Origin of the sequence: Sulfitobacter sp. R86518, assembly GCF_042466275.1 — a bacterium.
GTDB classification, from domain to species: domain Bacteria; phylum Pseudomonadota; class Alphaproteobacteria; order Rhodobacterales; family Rhodobacteraceae; genus Sulfitobacter; species Sulfitobacter pontiacus.
The window spans coordinates 2001561-2018624 of record NZ_JAXHCA010000005.1 but is presented as its reverse complement, the minus strand read 5'-3'; the positions used below and the strand labels follow the sequence as shown (position 1 = coordinate 2018624).

The window sequence follows — 17064 nt, the reverse complement described above, 5'->3', positions numbered from 1 at the left end:
AGAGGCATTGGGACGGTGGGACATTCGGATGGCAGCAGATTGCCAATACCATGCGGATCGCCTGCAAAACAGAGCGCCCGTTCACAGCAAAAGAATAGAGCAGTAGTTTGCTCATGAAAAGAGCGGAGCGCAGAGGAGGCTTGCGGCAACTTAGGCGGGAGGTCACATATGATGCCAAGGGATATCACAGTAAAAAAAGGTCATGAATATGCGAATGTTGAAAATTGCCGCGATCGTCTGTGCCGGTTTCGCGTCAGGGGCGCTGGCGCAACAAGCGCCGCAGGGGATCACCGTGAATGGCGAGGGCATTGTATCGCTTGCCCCTGATACCGCGACGATCCGGTTGGGCGTGAGCGAGCGGGCGGCCTCTGCTTCGGACGCAATGGCGCAGACTTCTGAAAAAGTGCGCGGCATTCTAGACCAATTGGACACATTGAAGATCGCGGGCCTCGACCGTCAGACCAGCGGACTTTATCTGCGGCCCGTCTATGACAACCGCCCCCGCGAAGATGCGTCCCCGGTGGAAGTATCGGGCTACGAGGCGGGCAACACTGTTAGTGTGACGGTTCGCGATCTAAGCAAACTTGGGCAATTGCTGGATGCGGTCGTGGCCGAGGGCGCGAATGATTTCAACGGCTTGCAGTTCGGCTTGCAGGATAATGCAGCGGCGCTGGCCAAGGCCCGAGAGAGGGCCGTTGAGGATGCGATTACGCGTGCGCAGCAGCTTGCAGAAGCCGCTGGCGTTAAGCTTGGTAAACTCACCAGCATGTCCGAATCGAGCCAGGGTTTCCGCCCGATGGAGATGCGGGGTGCCCAGATGAAAACTATGGATATGCCCATCGAGACCGGAGAGATCGACATCAGCGCGCAAGTCACGCTGCAGTTCGAAATCGCCGAGGCTGACTAACCCTCTGCTGCCTCGCGGCATTTGAAGGTTTGAATGGGTAGACAGACCCCCGCCAAAGGATTGCTTCGGCGGGGGTCTTTTATTGATCGTAACCTAAGACGTCGCTTTGGCCAGCGCTTGATCAAGATCGGCGATCAGGTCGGCGGCATCCTCTGTCCCGATGGAAACGCGCACAACATTCGCGCCGGCACCCGCGGCTTCTTGCTGCTCGGGGCTAAGCTGACGGTGCGTGGTGGAGGCAGAGTGGATGATCAGCGATCGGGTGTCGCCAAGATTTGCGACATGGCTGAAAATCTCCAACGCATTTACCAATTTGACGCAGGCGTCGTATCCGCCCTTCACCGCAAAGGTGAACAACCCGCCGGCCCCCTTGGGGCAAACGCTTTTCGCACGCTCGAAATAGGGCGAGGATTCCAGCCCCGCATAGGTGACATAGTCGACGCGGTCATCGTTCTCGAGCCAAGTCGCAATTTTCTGGGCGTTTTCTACGTGACGTTCCATGCGCAGCGAAAGTGTCTCTGTCCCCATCAGCGTGTAATGCGCAGCCTGCGGGTTCATTGTCATGCCAAGATCCCGCAAACCGATGGCGATGCCGTGGAAGGTAAAGGCCAAGCCGCCAAAGGTCTCGTGAAAGTTAAGACCGTGGTAAGCAGGTTCCGGTTGGCTTAGCGACGGGAATTTATCATTCGCGGACCAATCGAACTTGCCTGAATCCACAATACAGCCGCCTGTTACCGTGCCGTTGCCGGTCAGGTATTTCGTCGTCGAATGTACCACCAGAGTCGCGCCAAGTTCGATCGGGCGGCACAGGTAGGGCGTCGCCGTTGTGTTGTCGATGATCAGCGGAACGCCTGCCGCATCCGCCACGTCGGCAATGGCGCGTACGTCCATGATGTAGCCGCCAGGATTGGCAATGGCTTCGCCAAAGATCGCACGGGTATCGTCGTCAACCGCTGCTTTCACGGCATCAACGTCGTCAAAGTCGACAAACTTGCAAGACCAACCGAACCGTTTGATCGTTTGGCTGAACTGCGTCACCGTGCCCCCATATAGACGGGTAGAGGCGATAATATTTTTGCCCGGCCCCATCAGCGGGAACAATGCCATAATCTGTGCCGCGTGCCCGGAAGAGCAACATACGGCACCAACGCCCCCCTCAAGCGTGGCGATGCGTTCCTGCAAGACAGCAACGGTCGGGTTCGTCAGGCGGGAATAGATGAACCCCACCTCTTGCAGGTTGAACAAAGCCGCCGCGTGGTCCGCATCGCGAAACACATAAGCCGTGGTTTGGTAGATCGGCGTCTGCCGCGCACCGGTCGCCGGATCAGGTTTGGCCCCTGCGTGTATCTGCAGGGTATCAAAACCATAGTTGGGGCTATCTGTCATCGTTGTTCTCCCTAAAATTGTCTTCAATATGGTTAGGTGAACCGATGTGAACGCACAAGCTGTAGGTCGCTTCTGTCACGCTTAGGAGGTTGTTTGCCAACTCGGATGAAATGCGGTCGACGCTACCGCATCCAGTAGCCGTTTGATTTCAAACGATTCCGAATAGCCTGCTCTTTGCGCGGCAAGTTGTCCTGATCAAAGAGAGCCCGCGCCTTGCGACCGCGGCCTTGATAGACCATCCGCTTGATCGGCTCCGAACCCTTTAAAACTTTCTTCAGTTTATTTGGTGCTGCAATCGTTTCTAAAGTCTCAACGACGTGGTCCGGTTCGCGTGCGTAAAGCAAGGGCAGCAGGCGATAGTGGCAGCTAACAGACCCGTCGATCAGCCCGTCAGGCAAGGTATCGCGCGCCCCACCAAGCGCATGAATAACCAGCGGCAACGCGACTTGGTCAAGCCAAGGGTCAAAAGACTGCGCGCACAGCTCTTCCGGCGCGTCATCGCGGATCGCCAGCGCATAATGCAAAAACTTTTCACCAAATTCGTGAGGGCAGCGATAGAAAAAGAAGCCTGCGTTGAAATACAGATACCGTTGCCAATAGTCGTCGGGCTGAGACAGGTCGAGGCTGCTGTCAAAATCTAGGTCAAACTTGTCGTAAAGGGATTTCCACAGACCGGCGTATTGTGGTCCGTACAGCTGGGGAACAGGCCATGTGTTTGTGCGCCGCATGGATGCCATCGGGCGGTCAAAGTCGAAGGGGACCGACATCAGGTCGCCAGTGATCAACGTGTCCGTATCGAAGAAAACGAAGGGCTCAGCTTTTGGAAGCGCATTGAGCATTTCGATTTTATTTCCATATGGATAGCTCTCGCCGAAGTGCTTTGTGTCAAACGGGATCACCTCTGCGCCAAGATTGTGGAGCGCGCTGATAACATCGGGGTTCTTGATTCGTGGATCTCCCGACCAAAGCGGGCCGGGCTGCGGCTCCATCACATAGAGGTTGCCCGAAAAATGGGGGCTGTGGTGGCGCAGCGATGCGGCAAACAACAGAGCCTCATAAGCCAGCCGCCCGTGTTGCCCGACGATCGCGATGTTGAAAGCCTGATCCGGCCGGGAAGCATGGGACACGGGTCACCCCTATCATTTCGTATGCGTTCTAAATGCATAAGATGTGTCACAAATTCACATCGAAACACAATGTATCAAACGGCTGTGCCGCTATACTTATGGATAGTCGAAAAGGGGAAAGTGGTGGGCGACCCTGGAATCGAACCAGGCGTGCGTCTCCGCGAGGGAGTTACAGTCCCCTGCCACACCTTGCGGCCTGTCGCCCACTTTCACCCTGTGCATTGCACCGGATGTGAAGGCGTGATTACAAGCGGGCAGTATAGGCGTCAAGGCGAAAACCGGCGCGAAATGCAGGGAATTTTACCTTGCGATGAAAGATAGAAGGTTCGGCGATGAAAAAACCTAAGTGGGTTGTGCAAAAAGAGCAGGAAAAGAAGGCGGATGCGAACCAAACAGTTTGGTTGTTTGGCCTTCATGCGGTGCGCGACGCGCTGGAAAATCCCGCGCGTGAAAAGATTAAGCTGATGGTGACGCCGAATGCTCAGATCAAGCTGGAAGAGGCGATTGCCAAGGCCGGCATTGAGCCAGAGGTCGTTGATCCGCGAAAATTCCGCCCGCCGCTGGACCCCGGGTCGGTGCATCAAGGAGCCGTACTAGAGGTCAAACCGCTGAGCTGGGGGGCGCTCAAGGATGTCTGCATCGGGGCTGAAGCACCGCGCGTGTTGCTGCTGGATCGGGTGACAGACCCCCATAACGTTGGTGCAATTCTGCGGTCCGCAGAGGTTTTAGGTGCATCGGCGGTTGTGGGCATGCGTCATCACGCTGCGCCCGAGACCGGGGCGCTTGCGAAAACAGCGAGTGGCGCGCTGGAGCGGCAGCCGTATTTGCGTGTCCGGAACCTAGCCGATGCGATCAAGGAGCTTCAATTGATGGGGTATCTTGTTCTTGGTCTGGACGGCGAAGCCGATATGACCGTCGAATCTGCGCTGGAGGGGAAGCGCGACCGTCCGGTGGCGCTTGTGCTGGGGGCCGAAGGGCCAGGTCTGCGTGAAAAAACCAAAGAAACGGTCGATGCGCTGGTCCGAATCGACGCAGGGGGCGGGTTCGGTTCGCTAAACGTGTCAAATGCAGCGGCAATCGCGCTATATGCGTCGCGGGATCACAGCTGAGCATAATTGCATGAATTACCCGACAAAAATCGCGACATGCTGTTTTTGCGGCAGCAAGGCAGCGCTGACATTGGGGGCAGGGCGGCACGAGCTGGCTTGCGCACAATGCGGCGCACCATTGCATGATCTGAAACAAATTCCGCTCCCTCGCGATTCTGAAAAGCCCAGTACCAGTGGCAGGCCTGCGGCGGGGATGCGGAAATTTCCACGTGCCCAAGCGGCAGCTGCTATTCGCAAGCCTAAGCATCGAAAAGTGAAGAAAAAGAAAACCTGGACGACAAAGATCGCGAGTGAGGTCACGGATGTGATCGACGATATATTTGACTAGTTTACGCTACCAGAAGCGAGATTCGGCGGAAAATGGCTGGCGCATTCATCGTTTCTTCACGGATTTGTCACATGCTCTTTGAATGGAGCAAATCGTTCCTACCTATTGTGTATGACGGCGAGTTTGGAACTCTCGCCGATCACCTAACTGTCCCTCGTTCCATACCTTTGCGCCCTCACGTTTATCGTCGAGGGCGCTTTTTTTGAACCGTTAGAGGTTTAGTAAGAAGCATGACCTACACCGATACCCAATTGAAAAATATTCTGACGCAGACGAAGCGTATCGCGGTCGTGGGGGCTTCGTTGAACCCGGTTCGGCCAAGCTATTATGTCACGCGATATTTGAAGACCAAGGGCTACGATATTGTTCCGGTAAATCCGGCGCATGCGGGGAAGACACTATTGGGGGTAACGGTGGTTTCGCAGCTGTCAGACATTGAGGGTGGCGTTGACATGGTCGATATTTTTAGACGGTCAGAGACTGTGCCAGAAATCGTTGACGAGGCATTACAGGTGTTTCCTGATCTGGCGACGATCTGGATGCAAATCGGGGTGCAGCATTCTGAAGCTGCCGCAAAAGCGGAAGCAAAGGGCGTGACCGTTATTCAAAACAGATGCCCGAAGATTGAATATCAGCGCCTTTTCGGCGAATTGCGCATGGGAGGCTTTGCAACGGGAATAATCTCCAGCAAGCTTTGACCCCAGTTTGCTACGCGTCAAGAAATATACTGTGGTAAACGTGCCCCGTGTTAGCGGGCGGCTTTTTCAGCGAGGCCACTTTGCGCCTGTCGGCGGCTCAGTTCATCCAGTACATCTGACAGCGCGACGTCGCGGGATGCGAGCATGACAAGCAGGTGGTACAGCACATCTGCGGCTTCCGACGTCAGGCCAGCTTTATCGTCCTTCACGGCCTCGATGATCGCTTCGACCGCTTCTTCACCGAATTTTTCGGCGCATTTCTCGGGACCTTTTGCCAAAAGCTGCGCCGTCCAACTGCTTGATGGATCAGCAGTTTTTCTTGATTGGATTGTTTCAAATAGATCGTCGAGCGTCATGAGAGCCTCATTGGGATACCGGCATCAGCCATGTGTTGTTTCGCCTGAGCGACCGTAAATTCGCCGAAGTGAAAGATCGAGGCTGCGAGCACCGCTGAAGCGCCGCCCTGAACGACGCCATCGACAAGATGATCCAGCGTTCCGACACCGCCAGAGGCGATGACAGGCACAGAAACCGCGTCGGAAATCGCGCGCGTAAGCGGAATGTTAAACCCTTGCTTGGTACCGTCTCGATCCATGGAGGTAAGCAGAATCTCTCCTGCGCCTTTCACTGTGACCGTCTTTGCGAATTCGACTGCATCTATGCCCGTGGGTTTGCGGCCACCGTGGGTAAATATCTCCCATTTCCCGGGGGCGACGGTTTTCGCATCGATGGCACAGACGATGCACTGGCTGCCGAATTGGTCTGCTGCCTGCGCAATAATGTCCGGATTAGCCACCGCGGCAGAGTTGAAGCTGACCTTGTCGGCGCCAGCCAAAAGCAGGGCGCGAACATCTGCAACGGTGCGTACACCGCCGCCAACAGTAAGCGGGATATAGCAGTGTTCGGCTGTGCGTGTGACCAGGTCGAACATGGTACCACGGTTTTCGTGCGTGGCGTGGATATCAAGGAAACAAAGCTCGTCCGCCCCTGCAGCGTCATATGCGATCGCTGCGTCAACCGGGTCACCGGCATCGCGCAAGCCAACAAAATTAACGCCTTTGACAACGCGACCATCGGCGACATCGAGGCAGGGAATAATACGGGTCTTAAGCATGTCTTCTTTCTCGCGACGGGGCAGCGGAAAAAACCGTTGGAGGGCTGTCTGCCCTCCAAACCACCCGAGGATTTGAAACCATTTGGAAACTCAGGCGAGGGCCTTCAAAGCTTCGCTCAGGTCGATCGCGCCATCATAAAGCGCCCGGCCGGAAATGGCACCGGATATCACGCCAGTTTCTTTCAACGCCTCAAGGTCAGCAAGGGAGCTGACGCCCCCGGAGGCGATGACAGGAATATTGACGGCACGCGCCAAAGCGGCGGTGGCGTCAATGTTTGGACCGCCCATGGCCCCGTCTCGCATGATATCGGTGTAGATCAGCGCCGCGACACCTTCATCTTCGAAAGATTTAGCGAGATCTGTAACCATTACATCGGTTTCCTCAGCCCATCCCTTGGTTGCCACGCGACCATTTCTGGCGTCAATGCCGACCGCGACCTTGCCTGGAAAAGCACGCGCTGCTTCACGCACCAAAGCGGGATTTTCGACCGCGACAGTGCCCAGAATGACGCGTGCCAGACCCTTGTCCAGCCAAGCTTCGATCGTCGCCATATCGCGAATGCCGCCTCCCAACTGGGCGGGGACGTTGCAAGACTTCAAAATCGCTTCCACCGGGGCGGCATTGACCGGCGTCCCTGCGAAGGCACCGTTCAAGTCCACCAAGTGAAGCCAAGTGCAGCCCGCATCCACAAACTCACGGGCCTGCGCCGCGGGGTCATCGTTGAAAACAGTGGATTTTTCCATGTCGCCGTGCACAAGACGAACGGCTTGGCCGTCTTTAAGGTCAATAGCGGGGTAGAGGATCATAGTGTTGCCCTTGGCATTGGGGGAGTTGGTTTCAATTGCCACGGCGGGCGGGTTTTTGCAACGCGGCAGAGGTGTCCCCTACGTCAAGCTTGCCTGAATCGTCGTATTCGCTTCAATCTGAGAGCATATCGGGAGGATATATCATGAAAAGAACGATTATTGCGGCCATCGTTGGCATTGGTTTTGCAGGAACAGCCATGGCTGCTGACCCGGCGGTTGGCGTTTGGAAAACGCAACCGGATGACGGGGCTTATGCGCATGTCAAAATGACCCCCTGTGGTGGGGCGATCTGCGGCACGATTCAGCGGACGTTCAACGCGTCGGGCGAATATAAGTCTGAAAATATCGGCAAGCAGTTGGTCATCGACATGAAACCTGACGGGAGCGGCAAATATGCAGGTAAGGTTTGGCGACCTTCAAACAACAAAATCTACATCGGCAAGATGACCGTCGCCGGTAACAGCCTGAAACTGTCGGGCTGTGTCGCGGGCGGGTTGCTGTGTTCAAAGCAGGACTGGCAGCGGGTCCAGTAAGCTTCATTTCCATCCCAAATGAGTGGGATTTGCGCGAATCGGGACGCGGGTGTAGAATATGCCCGCGCCTTGGTTTTTTGGTGCGTTGCTAAAAAGCTGTAAGGCATGTGTCGCTTGGGGGAGTGATACGATGTTTTTAACAAAATATATTTTCTTTGCTGCTATTTTTGCAGCTTCTTCGACGACTGTATTTTCTGATGTAGTTGAAGGTGTCTGGAAATCTGCGCCGGATGTTAACGGATTGGTTGTTCACGTGCGGGCGAAGCCCTGCGGCCCTGCGTTATGCGGGACCGTCGAGCGTGCCAAGGATCGGCGTGGATATGACAAACGCTCTACAGCGGTTGGGAAACGGGTCTTCTGGGATATGAAGCCGCAACCAGACGGGAGCTATGTCGGCACGTTGCTGGAGCCTTCTGCCTCAAAAAAACATAAGGCGAAGATGTTGGTCGACGGCAATGCGATGCGGTTACAGACCTGCACAGGAAATGCTTGCGACGAAATGATCTGGACCCGCCTTCGATAGAAGGCGGTGCCTGGTTCAGGGGTGCCAGTTCAGAAAGTTCGCAATCATACGAAGGCCGGTTGTCTGGCTTTTTTCTGGGTGGAATTGCATGCCGATCATGGTGTCACGGCCGATAACAGCAGTGACGTCACCAGCATAATCGACATGCGCCAACCGCTCGGCCTCATCGTGTACATCCATATGGTAACTATGGACAAAATACGTGTGATCCCCGGTTTCGATTCCGTCGAAAACGGGGTGAGGGTGGTCTATGACAAGGTCGTTCCATCCCATATGCGGTACTTTTAGGGATGGGTCGCGTGGCGTGATCTTGGTCACTTCGCCACTGATCCAGCCCAGGCCTGCTGTGTCTTCATACTCGCGCCCCATGGATGCCATCAACTGCATGCCCACACAGATTCCGAGGAAGGGGCGGCCCTTGTCGACGGCGGATTCAACCATGGCTGCGTATATGCCGCTTTGGCCTTTCAGCGCGGCCATGCAGGAGGGGAATGCGCCGTCGCCGGGCAGGACAAGGCGGTCGGCGCGCGCCACGACATCGGCGTCAGCAGTGACCACCACATCGCCAGCATTACACTCACGCGCCATCCGTTCGAACGCCTTATGCGCCGAATGCAGGTTGCCCGATTCGTAATCGATAATCGCAGTTAACATCGTTACAGCGCACCCTTGGTCGAGGGGATATCAGAAGATTTCCGAGGGTCGGTTTCTACCGCTTCGCGCAGGGCGCGGGCGACAGACTTAAAGACGGCCTCGGCGATGTGGTGGCTGTTCAGGCCATGCAGCATATCAATGTGCAAGGTGATCCCGCCATGCGTGCTGAGCGCCTGGAAAAACTCCCGTACCAATTCGCTGTCGAAATTCCCGATTTTTGCAGTCGGCAGGTCCACATTCCAGATCAAGAAAGGCCGCGCCGACAGATCAAGCGCGGTACGCACCAAGGCATCGTCCATTGGGAGCAGGCACGCGCCGTATCGGCGAATGCCGCGTTTGTCGCCCAATGCGGTGCTTAGCGCTTGGCCCAGCGTGATCCCCACGTCCTCGACGGTGTGGTGATCATCAATGTGAAGATCGCCGTTTGCGCTGATTTTCATATCGATCAGCGAATGACGCGCCAGTTGATCCAGCATATGATCGAAGAACCCGATGCCCGTGTGGTTGGCGTAGGACCCTGTCCCGTCGAGGTTGATTTCGACGCTGATCTCGGTCTCTGCGGTCGAGCGATTGATGGTGGTCTGGCGCATATGATTATCTCCGTCTTTCGGGCTCTTATAGCAGGGCAGGCCGTCGCGCCAAGACAAAGCGTTTCGCTGCCGATCGGTCCCAATCAGCGATTGCGGCTGTTGCCCCCTTATGTCAGCTTGGACGTGTTGTAACCAGCCTAAGGCCTGTCCATGTCTACCTGCGTTTTTATCCAGATCCGGTGCCGGCCCGGCAGTACGTATCGCGTTGCCGAAGAGGTCGCGCTGCGGGAAATACACTCCGAGCTGTATTCAACCTCTGGTGATTACGATCTTTTGATGAAGCTCTATATTCCTTCGGGAAAAGATATTGGGGTTTACATCAACGATAACCTTCTGGACATCGAAGGGATTGAACGTTCGCTTACAACGATGACGTTCAAAGCGTTTTGAGGCTCCTGCTTTCTGCGCTTCTTTGCGGATCTGTTCTTTGGGGGCCAGCGCATGCGCTTACCTATGAAGGGGAAGAGGCCGCGGCGCTGCGCTGCGCCAATATGATCGCCTATACGGCGGTAACACTGGCGCGTGCGGACATGATCGGTGAGGATGAAAAGACCATCATGCTGGGCGTGACGGTCCTGATCCTAGAACGCCATGTGAGCGGCACGCGGGCGCAAAAGAAAGCGGCCATGGGTAAAATGCGCGACCGCCGCTCGATCGATCAGACGCTAGAGGATTACCGCAAACATGCGGCGCAGTGTCTGGTGCAATTCCCGATCAACTAGGATCAGGCGGCAGCGCATTTGCTCGCATAGCGCATTTCAGCCCGCGATAGCGCCCGTTCGAAGGTCTTTTTCACCCGTTGGGTCCGGTTCGCATTCGGCGCAATCGGCGTGCCGACTGACAGGCTGATGCTCTCTTGCTTCAGATCATCGCTTAGCAAGTTCAGCGCATCCAGCTTGGCCTGTAGGCCAGCCTCCATCCGGTCCCATTCGGGCAGGTTCGGGTCGCGCGTAATACACAGGAAGGCACCGTTGCCTTCGTAGGACATCAGCAGATGGGGGCAAGTGATTAGGTCGGTCAGGGTTTCTGCCACGCTGGTGAGGATATGAAGGAACCCCTGTTGTGACGTTTCTTCGAAAATACGTTCCGCGTCATCAATCGACACGCCGAAAACCTGATAGTTGTCCAGTTCGCTCCGATCGAGCTGCGTAATGTAGTTTCCAAGGGAGAATGACAGGATCAGCCTGCCGACATTCGCCAAAAAGACCTTGTCGGCCAGTGTGATATCTTCAGCTACCTGTGTGCCTTCTTTGGACAGGTCGCTCGCGTCGATGCGCTTGATGGTCTTGGACGACACCAACAGGCGTTCGGCCACGCGAATGCGGTTGTAGATGTCCTTCAGGTTAAATGGCTTGGCGATGTAGTCATTCGCACCGGCGGCAAACGCTTTCTCGATAGAGATCGAATCTCGTCTTCGCCGTCAGCATCAATATCGGTTTGTCCTCATACCCGGGGACAGTGCGAATTCTTCGGCAAAGCTCGATCCCGTCCATTTCCGGCATATCGACGTCCAGCAGCATGCAATCGAATGGCACCTTCTGAGCTTTGATCATGTCGAGCGCTGCCGGACCCGAAGGGGCAGTGTGCAGATCGTTCAGGTCTGCCTGTTCAAACATCGCGGGAAGGAGTTCTAGAATGAATGGATCATCGTCGACTGCTAGAATTTTCAATGTGGTCTCCTTCCAAGATTTGCTTCGGGGCTCCGAGGCAACCTATGTCGAACTCCCTAAACGATAGTGAACAAAACCGGCAACAATATGACTTTTTAAAAAATTCACCCTGTGCGGGAACTATGGGCATTTGTGGCACGAAGGTGAATAGATAAACGTTAACGTCGGAAAACTTCATGGCGCTGATGCCGTAAAATCGGCATAATTTTCGTCTATTCGTCGCGAATACGCCTAGCTCAACGGATCCATGTAATGAAAACCACTGTTCTAACGATTTCCCTCGCCGCTGCCGTTCTTGTTTCAGGATGTGCTGCGCCCACTGCCGATCGCGTTGCCCAATTCGACCCTTCGTCCGGCACGCTAAGCTTCAAAGAAAACCGTGAGAACGACGCCGGTATGGTGGAGCAAACCGCCGCGCTTGACGCGTTGATGCGCGATATTGTCCGCAACTCCACAATCAAGCATGCCGCGGTTGGTGCCGCGGTGGGCTGCGGTATCTCGGTGCTTGCCGCATCCGATGCCTCGGGCTGCCTACGAGCCGCTGCGGCCGGTGGCGTTGTTGGTGCGGTGAGCGGGAATCTCGCTGGCAAACGAGAAGTCGCCCAACGGATGGAGCTGGTTTCCGCGAATGACCTCGTGCGCAGTATCCGCAAGTCCAATGACCAGCTGGATGATATCACGACACATCTTCCCCAGATGCTCGCACAGCAGCAAGAAGATGTGGCGACGTTGAATCAGCTCAAGGCCTCAGGGGCGATTTCGGAGGATGCTTATGACGCGCAGCTTGCCGATATACGCACCAGCCGCGCAGAGGTCGCCGAGGCGTTGGTTCTGTCGGCCGACCAGGCGAAGCTGGCGCAGAACAACCTGGCCGAAGCGGCCGATCAGGGTCAAACCGGTTTGGAGTGGCACATTCGCGCCATCGAGCAGATGGAGCGTGAAACACTATCAGCACGTTCGACGATATCTCTTCTTTAAGCGGAAAATAATTGCGTCACCGGCGTTTGCTGTATGGCGGTCGTGTTCATAGTGCCATCATTCGAACAGGTATAAGCCGACGCAGGCGGGTGCTTTCAGCGCCCGCTTTTTCTTTTGATCACAACGGTATTTGACTGACGTTAGGCGTCGGCAGAAACTCGTTCGTTGCCATATTGAAACATGCTCTGTGTTTGGCTCTGACGCACGCGGCTGGGGCGTTTGATCCACCTCATCAGCGATGATCCGCAAGGACAGGCAGAGCGCGTAGAGCCTCGCGAGTATCCACTTGCCCCAGCTTCGTTGGTACAGGCCTGAGACACCTCAGGTGCTCTCGCGAGAACGGGGGAGGGGGTATCGGGCCTGTTTGTGCTGCTGCCCTCAGAGAGAGGCCTAGGGAACCCTTGTAGGTCGCAGAGTGAGGACATTCAGCGGTGAAAGCTTTGTCACGTGCCGCTTGGGCGTATCATTGTGGCGACAGTATATTTTGCGCCGTAGCCGTGCCTGCTTCAACCCTGATCAGAGTGCTAGACTGGGCACCAATGAACGGACCGTTGTCCGAACTGGTAAGTGTGCTGGCCCTTTGCAGGCCTGTGAACAGCATCATTGTTACAGGGGCCCGGAACAGCAAAAGGCCACCCGAAGGTGGCCTTGCTGTCCTGCTGGGTAAGCAGAGAACCAGTTGGAGCGGGCGAGGCGATTCGAACGCCCGACCCTAACCTTGGCAAGGTTATGCTCTACCCCTGAGCTACGCCCGCATCCTCTGGTAGGGCGTGGAATACCCATAGCGGCGGTGAGCCGCAAGAGGAAAAATAGCATTTTCCGAAATTAATTTCAGACAATTTTGGAAAGCCCTTATTTTACTGGGGGACGCGGTAAGATTTCGGCTAACCGTCGATAAACATTCGTCTTTATGAAACTGTACCGAGAGCCCGGGTAGAACGAAAAAAGGCCCCAACCGCCGTTGGAGCCTCTCATTTCAATGGTGTGCTAGCTTAGTGGCTAGGCTGTTTGTCCCATTCTTCCTGCTTGGGAAGAATTTCGAACGTATGCTCTGGTGGGGGGCTTGCCAGCGTCCATTCCAGAGTGTCCGCATATTCGTTCCAAGGGTTCGCAGCTGAGCTGCGGGCCCCACGTGTCAACGTGTAGAACATAACACCGAAGAAGAAGATAAAGGACGCAAAGCTGAGGAACGCGCCGATCGACGACCACAGGTTCCAATATGCAAAAGCATCAGGGTAATCGATATAGCGACGCGGCATGCCCTGACGGCCCAGGAAGTGCTGTGGGAAGAACGTCAGGTTCGCGCCAATGAACATCGCCCAGAAGTGCAGCTTGCCAGCCCATTCAGGATACATGCGGCCCGTGAACTTCGGCAGGTAGAAATAGATACCGGCGAAGATCGCGAAGACGGCACCAAGGCTCATCACATAGTGGAAGTGCGCAACCACATAGTATGTGTCGTGGTAGTAGCGGTCCACAGCTGCCTGCGAGAGAACGATACCTGTCACACCGCCAACGGTGAAAAGAAACAGGAAGCCGAAGGCCCACAGCATAGGTGTTTTGAATTCAACCGAACCACCCCACATGGTCGCAATCCAGCTGAATACCTTAACGCCCGTCGGCACCGCGATAACCATGGTGGCCAACATGAAGTAAGCTTGTTGGTTCAGAGACATGCCAACGGTGTACATGTGGTGCGCCCAAACGACGAAGCCCAATGCGCCAATCGCGATGATCGCCCAAACCATCGGAAGATATCCGAAGATAGGCTTGCGGCTGAAGGTCGCGATGACGTGGCTGATGATGCCGAAGCCTGGAAGAATAATGATATACACTTCGGGGTGACCAAAAAACCACAGAATGTGCTGATACAGAACCGGATCACCACCGCCTGCTGGGTCAAAGAATGCGAATCCGAAGTTGCGATCCATCAAAAGCATGGTGATGGCACCGGCCAAAACGGGCAGGGACAGAAGGATCAACCAGCTTGTAACAAAGATGGACCAGCTAAACAGCGGCACTTTGAACAACGTCATGCCAGGGGCGCGCATGTTGAGGAACGTTGTGATCATGTTGATCGCACCCAGGATCGACGATGCGCCGGAGACGTGCACAGCGAAAATCGCGAAATCCATCGACATGCCGCCTTCACGAACAGAGAGCGGCGGATAGAGAACCCAGCCCACACCTGACCCAAGCTGGCCGCTGCCGCCGGGTGTCAGCACGGAGCAGACTGCAAGCGTTGTGCCGCCGACATATAGCCAGAAAGAGAGGTTGTTCATCCGCGGGAACGCCATGTCAGGCGCGCCAATTTGCAATGGCATCAAATAGTTACCGAAACCACCGAACAAAGCGGGAATAACCACGAAGAACATCATCAAGATGCCGTGCGCGGTAATCAGAACGTTCCAAAGGTGGCCGTTTGGCGTACAGGTCGCTGCGCTATCAGCGATAAACCGCGCGCCTTCCATACACATATATTGCACGCCTGGGTGCATAAGCTCCAAGCGCATATATATGGTGAAACATACAGAGATGAAGCCAACGAGGGCCGAAACAATCAGGTACAAGAGCCCGATGTCTTTGTGGTTTGTGGACATGAACCAGCGCGTGAAAAATCCGCGCTCGTCGTGATGGTCTTGCCCGTGAATGGCTGCGTCTGCCATGCGGTGCCTCCTGAGATTGGGTTGTCAACTCACGCCCCGACAGGGGGCGCGCATTGAATTAAGGTTCGTTCTAGTGCGGCTTGCCAATATGGGCAATGGCCGCCTTTGACGCAGGGCACGAAAAAAGACAGATCATTTATCAAACTGTGTCGGAGGCGCACAGCCTTGTAGTGACGGGGGTAGGAGGTGTCAGAAGTGCTCATCATGCTGGATGACATACGCCTTTAGCGATGAAGAAACCGTAAAGCCGCGGCGGAAATAGCACAGGCGCAGTGAAACGTTTGAGCGGCGAGGTACATTATTCGTCTTTGGGCGCGTATTCAGACAGCGGAGGGAAAACCGTGTCGAACTGCGCTTTCAGGGCGATATCAACGTCTTCCATCGTAACTGGCAGGCCAAGGTCAACTAAAGACGTAACGCCATGTTCTTGGATCCCACAGGGGACGATCCCGGAAAAATGCTCAAGATTTGGATCAACATTTATGCTGATTCCGTGAAAGCTGACCCATTTTCTAAGTCGGATACCGATCGCCGCGATTTTATCTTCGCGAATGCCACCCTGCGCCGTGAGCGGTTTCTCGGGACGTTCCACCCAGACGCCGACGCGCCCCTCCTTGATCTCGCCTTTGATGGTAAAGCTTGCAAGGGTCGCGATCACCCAATGTTCAAGGTCTTGAACAAAACGTCTGACGTCCCGGCCGCGTTTACCGACGTCCAGCAACACATAAACAACCCGCTGCCCCGGCCCATGGTATGTGTACTGTCCGCCGCGGCGCGTTTCATATACCGGAAACCGCTTGGGGTCGGTCAAATCTTCCGATTTTGCTGAGGTGCCGGCAGAATATAGCGGAGCATGCTCTACAAGCCAGACGCATTCATCGGCATTCCCCGCGGCGATAAGGGACGCGCGTTCCTCCATCCATGCTTCGGCTTCCCGGTAATCGACAAGGCCCTTGGAGGTGATCCATTCAACCATTCTGTGCGCACCGTTGAGCCGAGGTAAACGAGACAGTCATTCCGCGGCGCTTACCTCTTGAATTACTTTTTGGATAATTTGCACATAATTATCGACACCCTGCGCACCGGTCACAAGGTATTTGCCCGCGAAGATCATTGAAGGCACGCCAGAAATCCCCTGCGATGTCCAAACCGACTGGCGTTCGCGAACACGTTCTACATGGCTGCCGCTGTCGAGAACGTCCTGCGCAGAACTACGATCCAATCCGACATCTGCAGCGACATCAACGAGGACACTATGGTCTGAAACATCCAATCCCTTCGTAAAATGTGCTTCAAACAACGCAAGCTTAAGTGGGTGCTGCAGGTTCTGATCTTGAGCCCAATCCAGCAATTGGTGTGCAGCAAAGCTGTTGACGATGCGGCTATCGGCGTTGAAATTGAAGTCGATTCCAAGTTCGGTGCCAAGCTGCACAAGATGCGCACGGTTTTGCGCCGATTGCTCAGGCGATGCACCATATTTTTCGGCAATATGTTCGGTCAGGTTCTGTCCTTCGGGGCCCATTTGGGGGTTAAGCTCGAAAGGGTGCCAGCGGATGAACGCGCCGATATTCAAGGCGGCTAACGCCTGCTCTAGCTGGCGGTACCCGACAATACACCAAGGGCACATCACGTCAGAAACGATGTCAATCTGCAGGGCAGGGGGATCTGTGGGCGCTTGGGTCATATTGTTCCTCGATTCATATCCTCCTTTAAGTTTACGTCTTCGCACTGTTTTTCAAGCCACCCCGCCCGATTGAATGATAAATCACACGAATCTGAACAACGACTTAATCTGCGCAATTTTGCTCTTCACTTTGTGAAAGAGTTTGTCTAAACGACCCTCACCAACCATGGCGTGCGGTCGTGGCGGAATGGTAGACGCGCAGCGTTGAGGTCGCTGTGGGGTAACACCCGTGAGAGTTCGAGTCTCTCCGACCGCACCACTGGTTGTATCCTTCAAATCATCTTCGAAAG

21 protein-coding genes and 3 tRNA genes are annotated in these 17064 nt (G+C 55.2%); 10 read left to right on the top strand and 14 right to left on the bottom strand.

Features of this window, described 5'->3' with window-relative positions:
- Window positions 1–208: 208 nt before the first annotated feature.
- Window positions 209–907 carry an SIMPL domain-containing protein gene (locus SJY36_RS10735; protein WP_386174954.1) on the top strand — a complete coding sequence of 233 codons (699 nt, stop codon included), beginning with the start codon at window positions 209–211 and terminating at the stop codon, window positions 905–907.
- Between the two features lie 93 nt (window positions 908–1000).
- Here SJY36_RS10735 and SJY36_RS10730 read toward each other — a convergent pair whose 3' ends face one another.
- From SJY36_RS10730 to SJY36_RS10720, 3 genes are all read right to left on the bottom strand, one after another.
- Complete coding sequence (locus SJY36_RS10730) at window positions 1001–2293, bottom strand: O-acetylhomoserine aminocarboxypropyltransferase/cysteine synthase family protein (RefSeq protein WP_386174951.1); 1293 nt, start codon at window positions 2291–2293, stop codon at window positions 1001–1003.
- 122 nt (window positions 2294–2415) lie between these two features.
- Complete coding sequence (locus tag SJY36_RS10725) at window positions 2416–3420, bottom strand: hypothetical protein (RefSeq protein ID WP_180827918.1); 1005 nt, start codon at window positions 3418–3420, stop codon at window positions 2416–2418.
- 121 nt (window positions 3421–3541) lie between these two features.
- Window positions 3542–3625, bottom strand: a tRNA-Tyr gene (locus tag SJY36_RS10720).
- Window positions 3626–3752: 127 nt separating this feature from the next.
- On the opposite strand from SJY36_RS10720, the gene rlmB reads away from it, so the two are divergent.
- The 3 genes from rlmB to SJY36_RS10705 all read left to right on the top strand — a co-directional run bounded on the left by rlmB (window position 3753) and on the right by SJY36_RS10705 (window position 5555).
- Complete coding sequence (gene rlmB, locus SJY36_RS10715) at window positions 3753–4529, top strand: 23S rRNA (guanosine(2251)-2'-O)-methyltransferase RlmB (protein WP_386174948.1); 777 nt, start codon at window positions 3753–3755, stop codon at window positions 4527–4529.
- A 10-nt stretch (window positions 4530–4539) separates the two neighbouring features.
- Complete coding sequence (locus SJY36_RS10710; protein ID WP_386174945.1) at window positions 4540–4857, top strand: hypothetical protein; 318 nt, start codon at window positions 4540–4542, stop codon at window positions 4855–4857.
- Window positions 4858–5087: 230 nt separating this feature from the next.
- Window positions 5088–5555 (top strand): CoA-binding protein, encoded by a 468-nt coding sequence (locus SJY36_RS10705; protein WP_037944589.1) that lies wholly within the window; start codon window positions 5088–5090, stop codon window positions 5553–5555.
- A gap of 50 nt (window positions 5556–5605) precedes the next feature.
- Here SJY36_RS10705 and SJY36_RS10700 read toward each other — a convergent pair whose 3' ends face one another.
- The 3 genes from SJY36_RS10700 to hisA all read right to left on the bottom strand — a co-directional run bounded on the left by SJY36_RS10700 (window position 5606) and on the right by hisA (window position 7476).
- On the bottom strand, window positions 5606–5911 hold the full coding sequence (locus tag SJY36_RS10700; RefSeq protein WP_037944588.1) for a phosphoribosyl-ATP diphosphatase: 306 nt from the start codon (window positions 5909–5911) through the stop codon (window positions 5606–5608).
- Window positions 5908–6669 (bottom strand): imidazole glycerol phosphate synthase subunit HisF, encoded by a 762-nt coding sequence (gene hisF, locus SJY36_RS10695; RefSeq protein ID WP_037963902.1) that lies wholly within the window; start codon window positions 6667–6669, stop codon window positions 5908–5910. The genes SJY36_RS10700 and hisF overlap by 4 nt, the downstream gene beginning before the upstream one ends.
- Before the next feature lie 90 nt (window positions 6670–6759).
- The gene (gene hisA, locus SJY36_RS10690; RefSeq protein ID WP_005854303.1) at window positions 6760–7476 is read right to left on the bottom strand and encodes a 1-(5-phosphoribosyl)-5-[(5-phosphoribosylamino)methylideneamino]imidazole-4-carboxamide isomerase; all 717 of its coding nucleotides are present in this window, start codon (window positions 7474–7476) and stop codon (window positions 6760–6762) included.
- Between the two features lie 143 nt (window positions 7477–7619).
- Between hisA and SJY36_RS10685 the strand changes: the two genes are divergently transcribed.
- Window positions 7620–8009 (top strand): DUF2147 domain-containing protein, encoded by a 390-nt coding sequence (locus tag SJY36_RS10685; RefSeq protein ID WP_005854302.1) that lies wholly within the window; start codon window positions 7620–7622, stop codon window positions 8007–8009.
- 130 nt (window positions 8010–8139) lie between these two features.
- Window positions 8140–8532, top strand: coding sequence for a DUF2147 domain-containing protein (locus SJY36_RS10680; protein ID WP_386174940.1), 393 nt, complete (start codon window positions 8140–8142; stop codon window positions 8530–8532).
- A gap of 15 nt (window positions 8533–8547) precedes the next feature.
- Here SJY36_RS10680 and hisH read toward each other — a convergent pair whose 3' ends face one another.
- Complete coding sequence (gene hisH, locus SJY36_RS10675; protein WP_386174937.1) at window positions 8548–9186, bottom strand: imidazole glycerol phosphate synthase subunit HisH; 639 nt, start codon at window positions 9184–9186, stop codon at window positions 8548–8550.
- Window positions 9187–9188: 2 nt separating this feature from the next.
- Window positions 9189–9776 (bottom strand): imidazoleglycerol-phosphate dehydratase HisB, encoded by a 588-nt coding sequence (gene hisB / locus SJY36_RS10670; RefSeq protein ID WP_005854296.1) that lies wholly within the window; start codon window positions 9774–9776, stop codon window positions 9189–9191.
- A 150-nt stretch (window positions 9777–9926) separates the two neighbouring features.
- Here hisB and SJY36_RS10665 point away from each other — a divergent pair, with 150 nt between their 5' ends.
- Both SJY36_RS10665 and SJY36_RS10660 read left to right on the top strand, forming a co-directional pair.
- Window positions 9927–10166 carry an Lrp/AsnC ligand binding domain-containing protein gene (locus SJY36_RS10665; RefSeq protein ID WP_005854294.1) on the top strand — a complete coding sequence of 80 codons (240 nt, stop codon included), beginning with the start codon at window positions 9927–9929 and terminating at the stop codon, window positions 10164–10166.
- The gene (locus tag SJY36_RS10660) at window positions 10163–10498 is read left to right on the top strand and encodes a hypothetical protein (protein WP_386174934.1); all 336 of its coding nucleotides are present in this window, start codon (window positions 10163–10165) and stop codon (window positions 10496–10498) included. The genes SJY36_RS10665 and SJY36_RS10660 overlap by 4 nt, the downstream gene beginning before the upstream one ends.
- Window positions 10499–10500: 2 nt before the next feature.
- Here the strand turns inward: SJY36_RS10660 and SJY36_RS10655 are convergent, their stop codons facing one another.
- Window positions 10501–11091 (bottom strand): hypothetical protein, encoded by a 591-nt coding sequence (locus SJY36_RS10655; RefSeq protein WP_386174932.1) that lies wholly within the window; start codon window positions 11089–11091, stop codon window positions 10501–10503.
- A gap of 49 nt (window positions 11092–11140) precedes the next feature.
- Window positions 11141–11446 carry a PleD family two-component system response regulator gene (locus SJY36_RS10650; RefSeq protein WP_386174929.1) on the bottom strand — a complete coding sequence of 102 codons (306 nt, stop codon included), beginning with the start codon at window positions 11444–11446 and terminating at the stop codon, window positions 11141–11143.
- 252 nt (window positions 11447–11698) lie between these two features.
- Here SJY36_RS10650 and SJY36_RS10645 point away from each other — a divergent pair, with 252 nt between their 5' ends.
- Window positions 11699–12424 carry a hypothetical protein gene (locus SJY36_RS10645; protein ID WP_386174926.1) on the top strand — a complete coding sequence of 242 codons (726 nt, stop codon included), beginning with the start codon at window positions 11699–11701 and terminating at the stop codon, window positions 12422–12424.
- Window positions 12425–13104: 680 nt separating this feature from the next.
- On the opposite strand, the gene SJY36_RS10640 is transcribed toward SJY36_RS10645, so the two are convergent.
- The 4 genes from SJY36_RS10640 to SJY36_RS10625 form a co-directional block, all read right to left on the bottom strand.
- Window positions 13105–13179, bottom strand: a tRNA-Gly gene (locus SJY36_RS10640).
- 237 nt (window positions 13180–13416) lie between these two features.
- Window positions 13417–15090, bottom strand: coding sequence for a cytochrome c oxidase subunit I (gene ctaD / locus SJY36_RS10635; RefSeq protein WP_386174923.1), 1674 nt, complete (start codon window positions 15088–15090; stop codon window positions 13417–13419).
- A 298-nt stretch (window positions 15091–15388) separates the two neighbouring features.
- Window positions 15389–16066 (bottom strand): lipoyl(octanoyl) transferase LipB, encoded by a 678-nt coding sequence (lipB, locus tag SJY36_RS10630; RefSeq protein WP_386174920.1) that lies wholly within the window; start codon window positions 16064–16066, stop codon window positions 15389–15391.
- A gap of 36 nt (window positions 16067–16102) precedes the next feature.
- Window positions 16103–16774 carry a DsbA family protein gene (locus SJY36_RS10625; RefSeq protein ID WP_386174917.1) on the bottom strand — a complete coding sequence of 224 codons (672 nt, stop codon included), beginning with the start codon at window positions 16772–16774 and terminating at the stop codon, window positions 16103–16105.
- Between the two features lie 173 nt (window positions 16775–16947).
- Here SJY36_RS10625 and SJY36_RS10620 point away from each other — a divergent pair.
- A tRNA-Leu gene (locus tag SJY36_RS10620) sits at window positions 16948–17033 on the top strand.
- The last annotated feature ends 31 nt before the right edge of the window (window positions 17034–17064 follow it).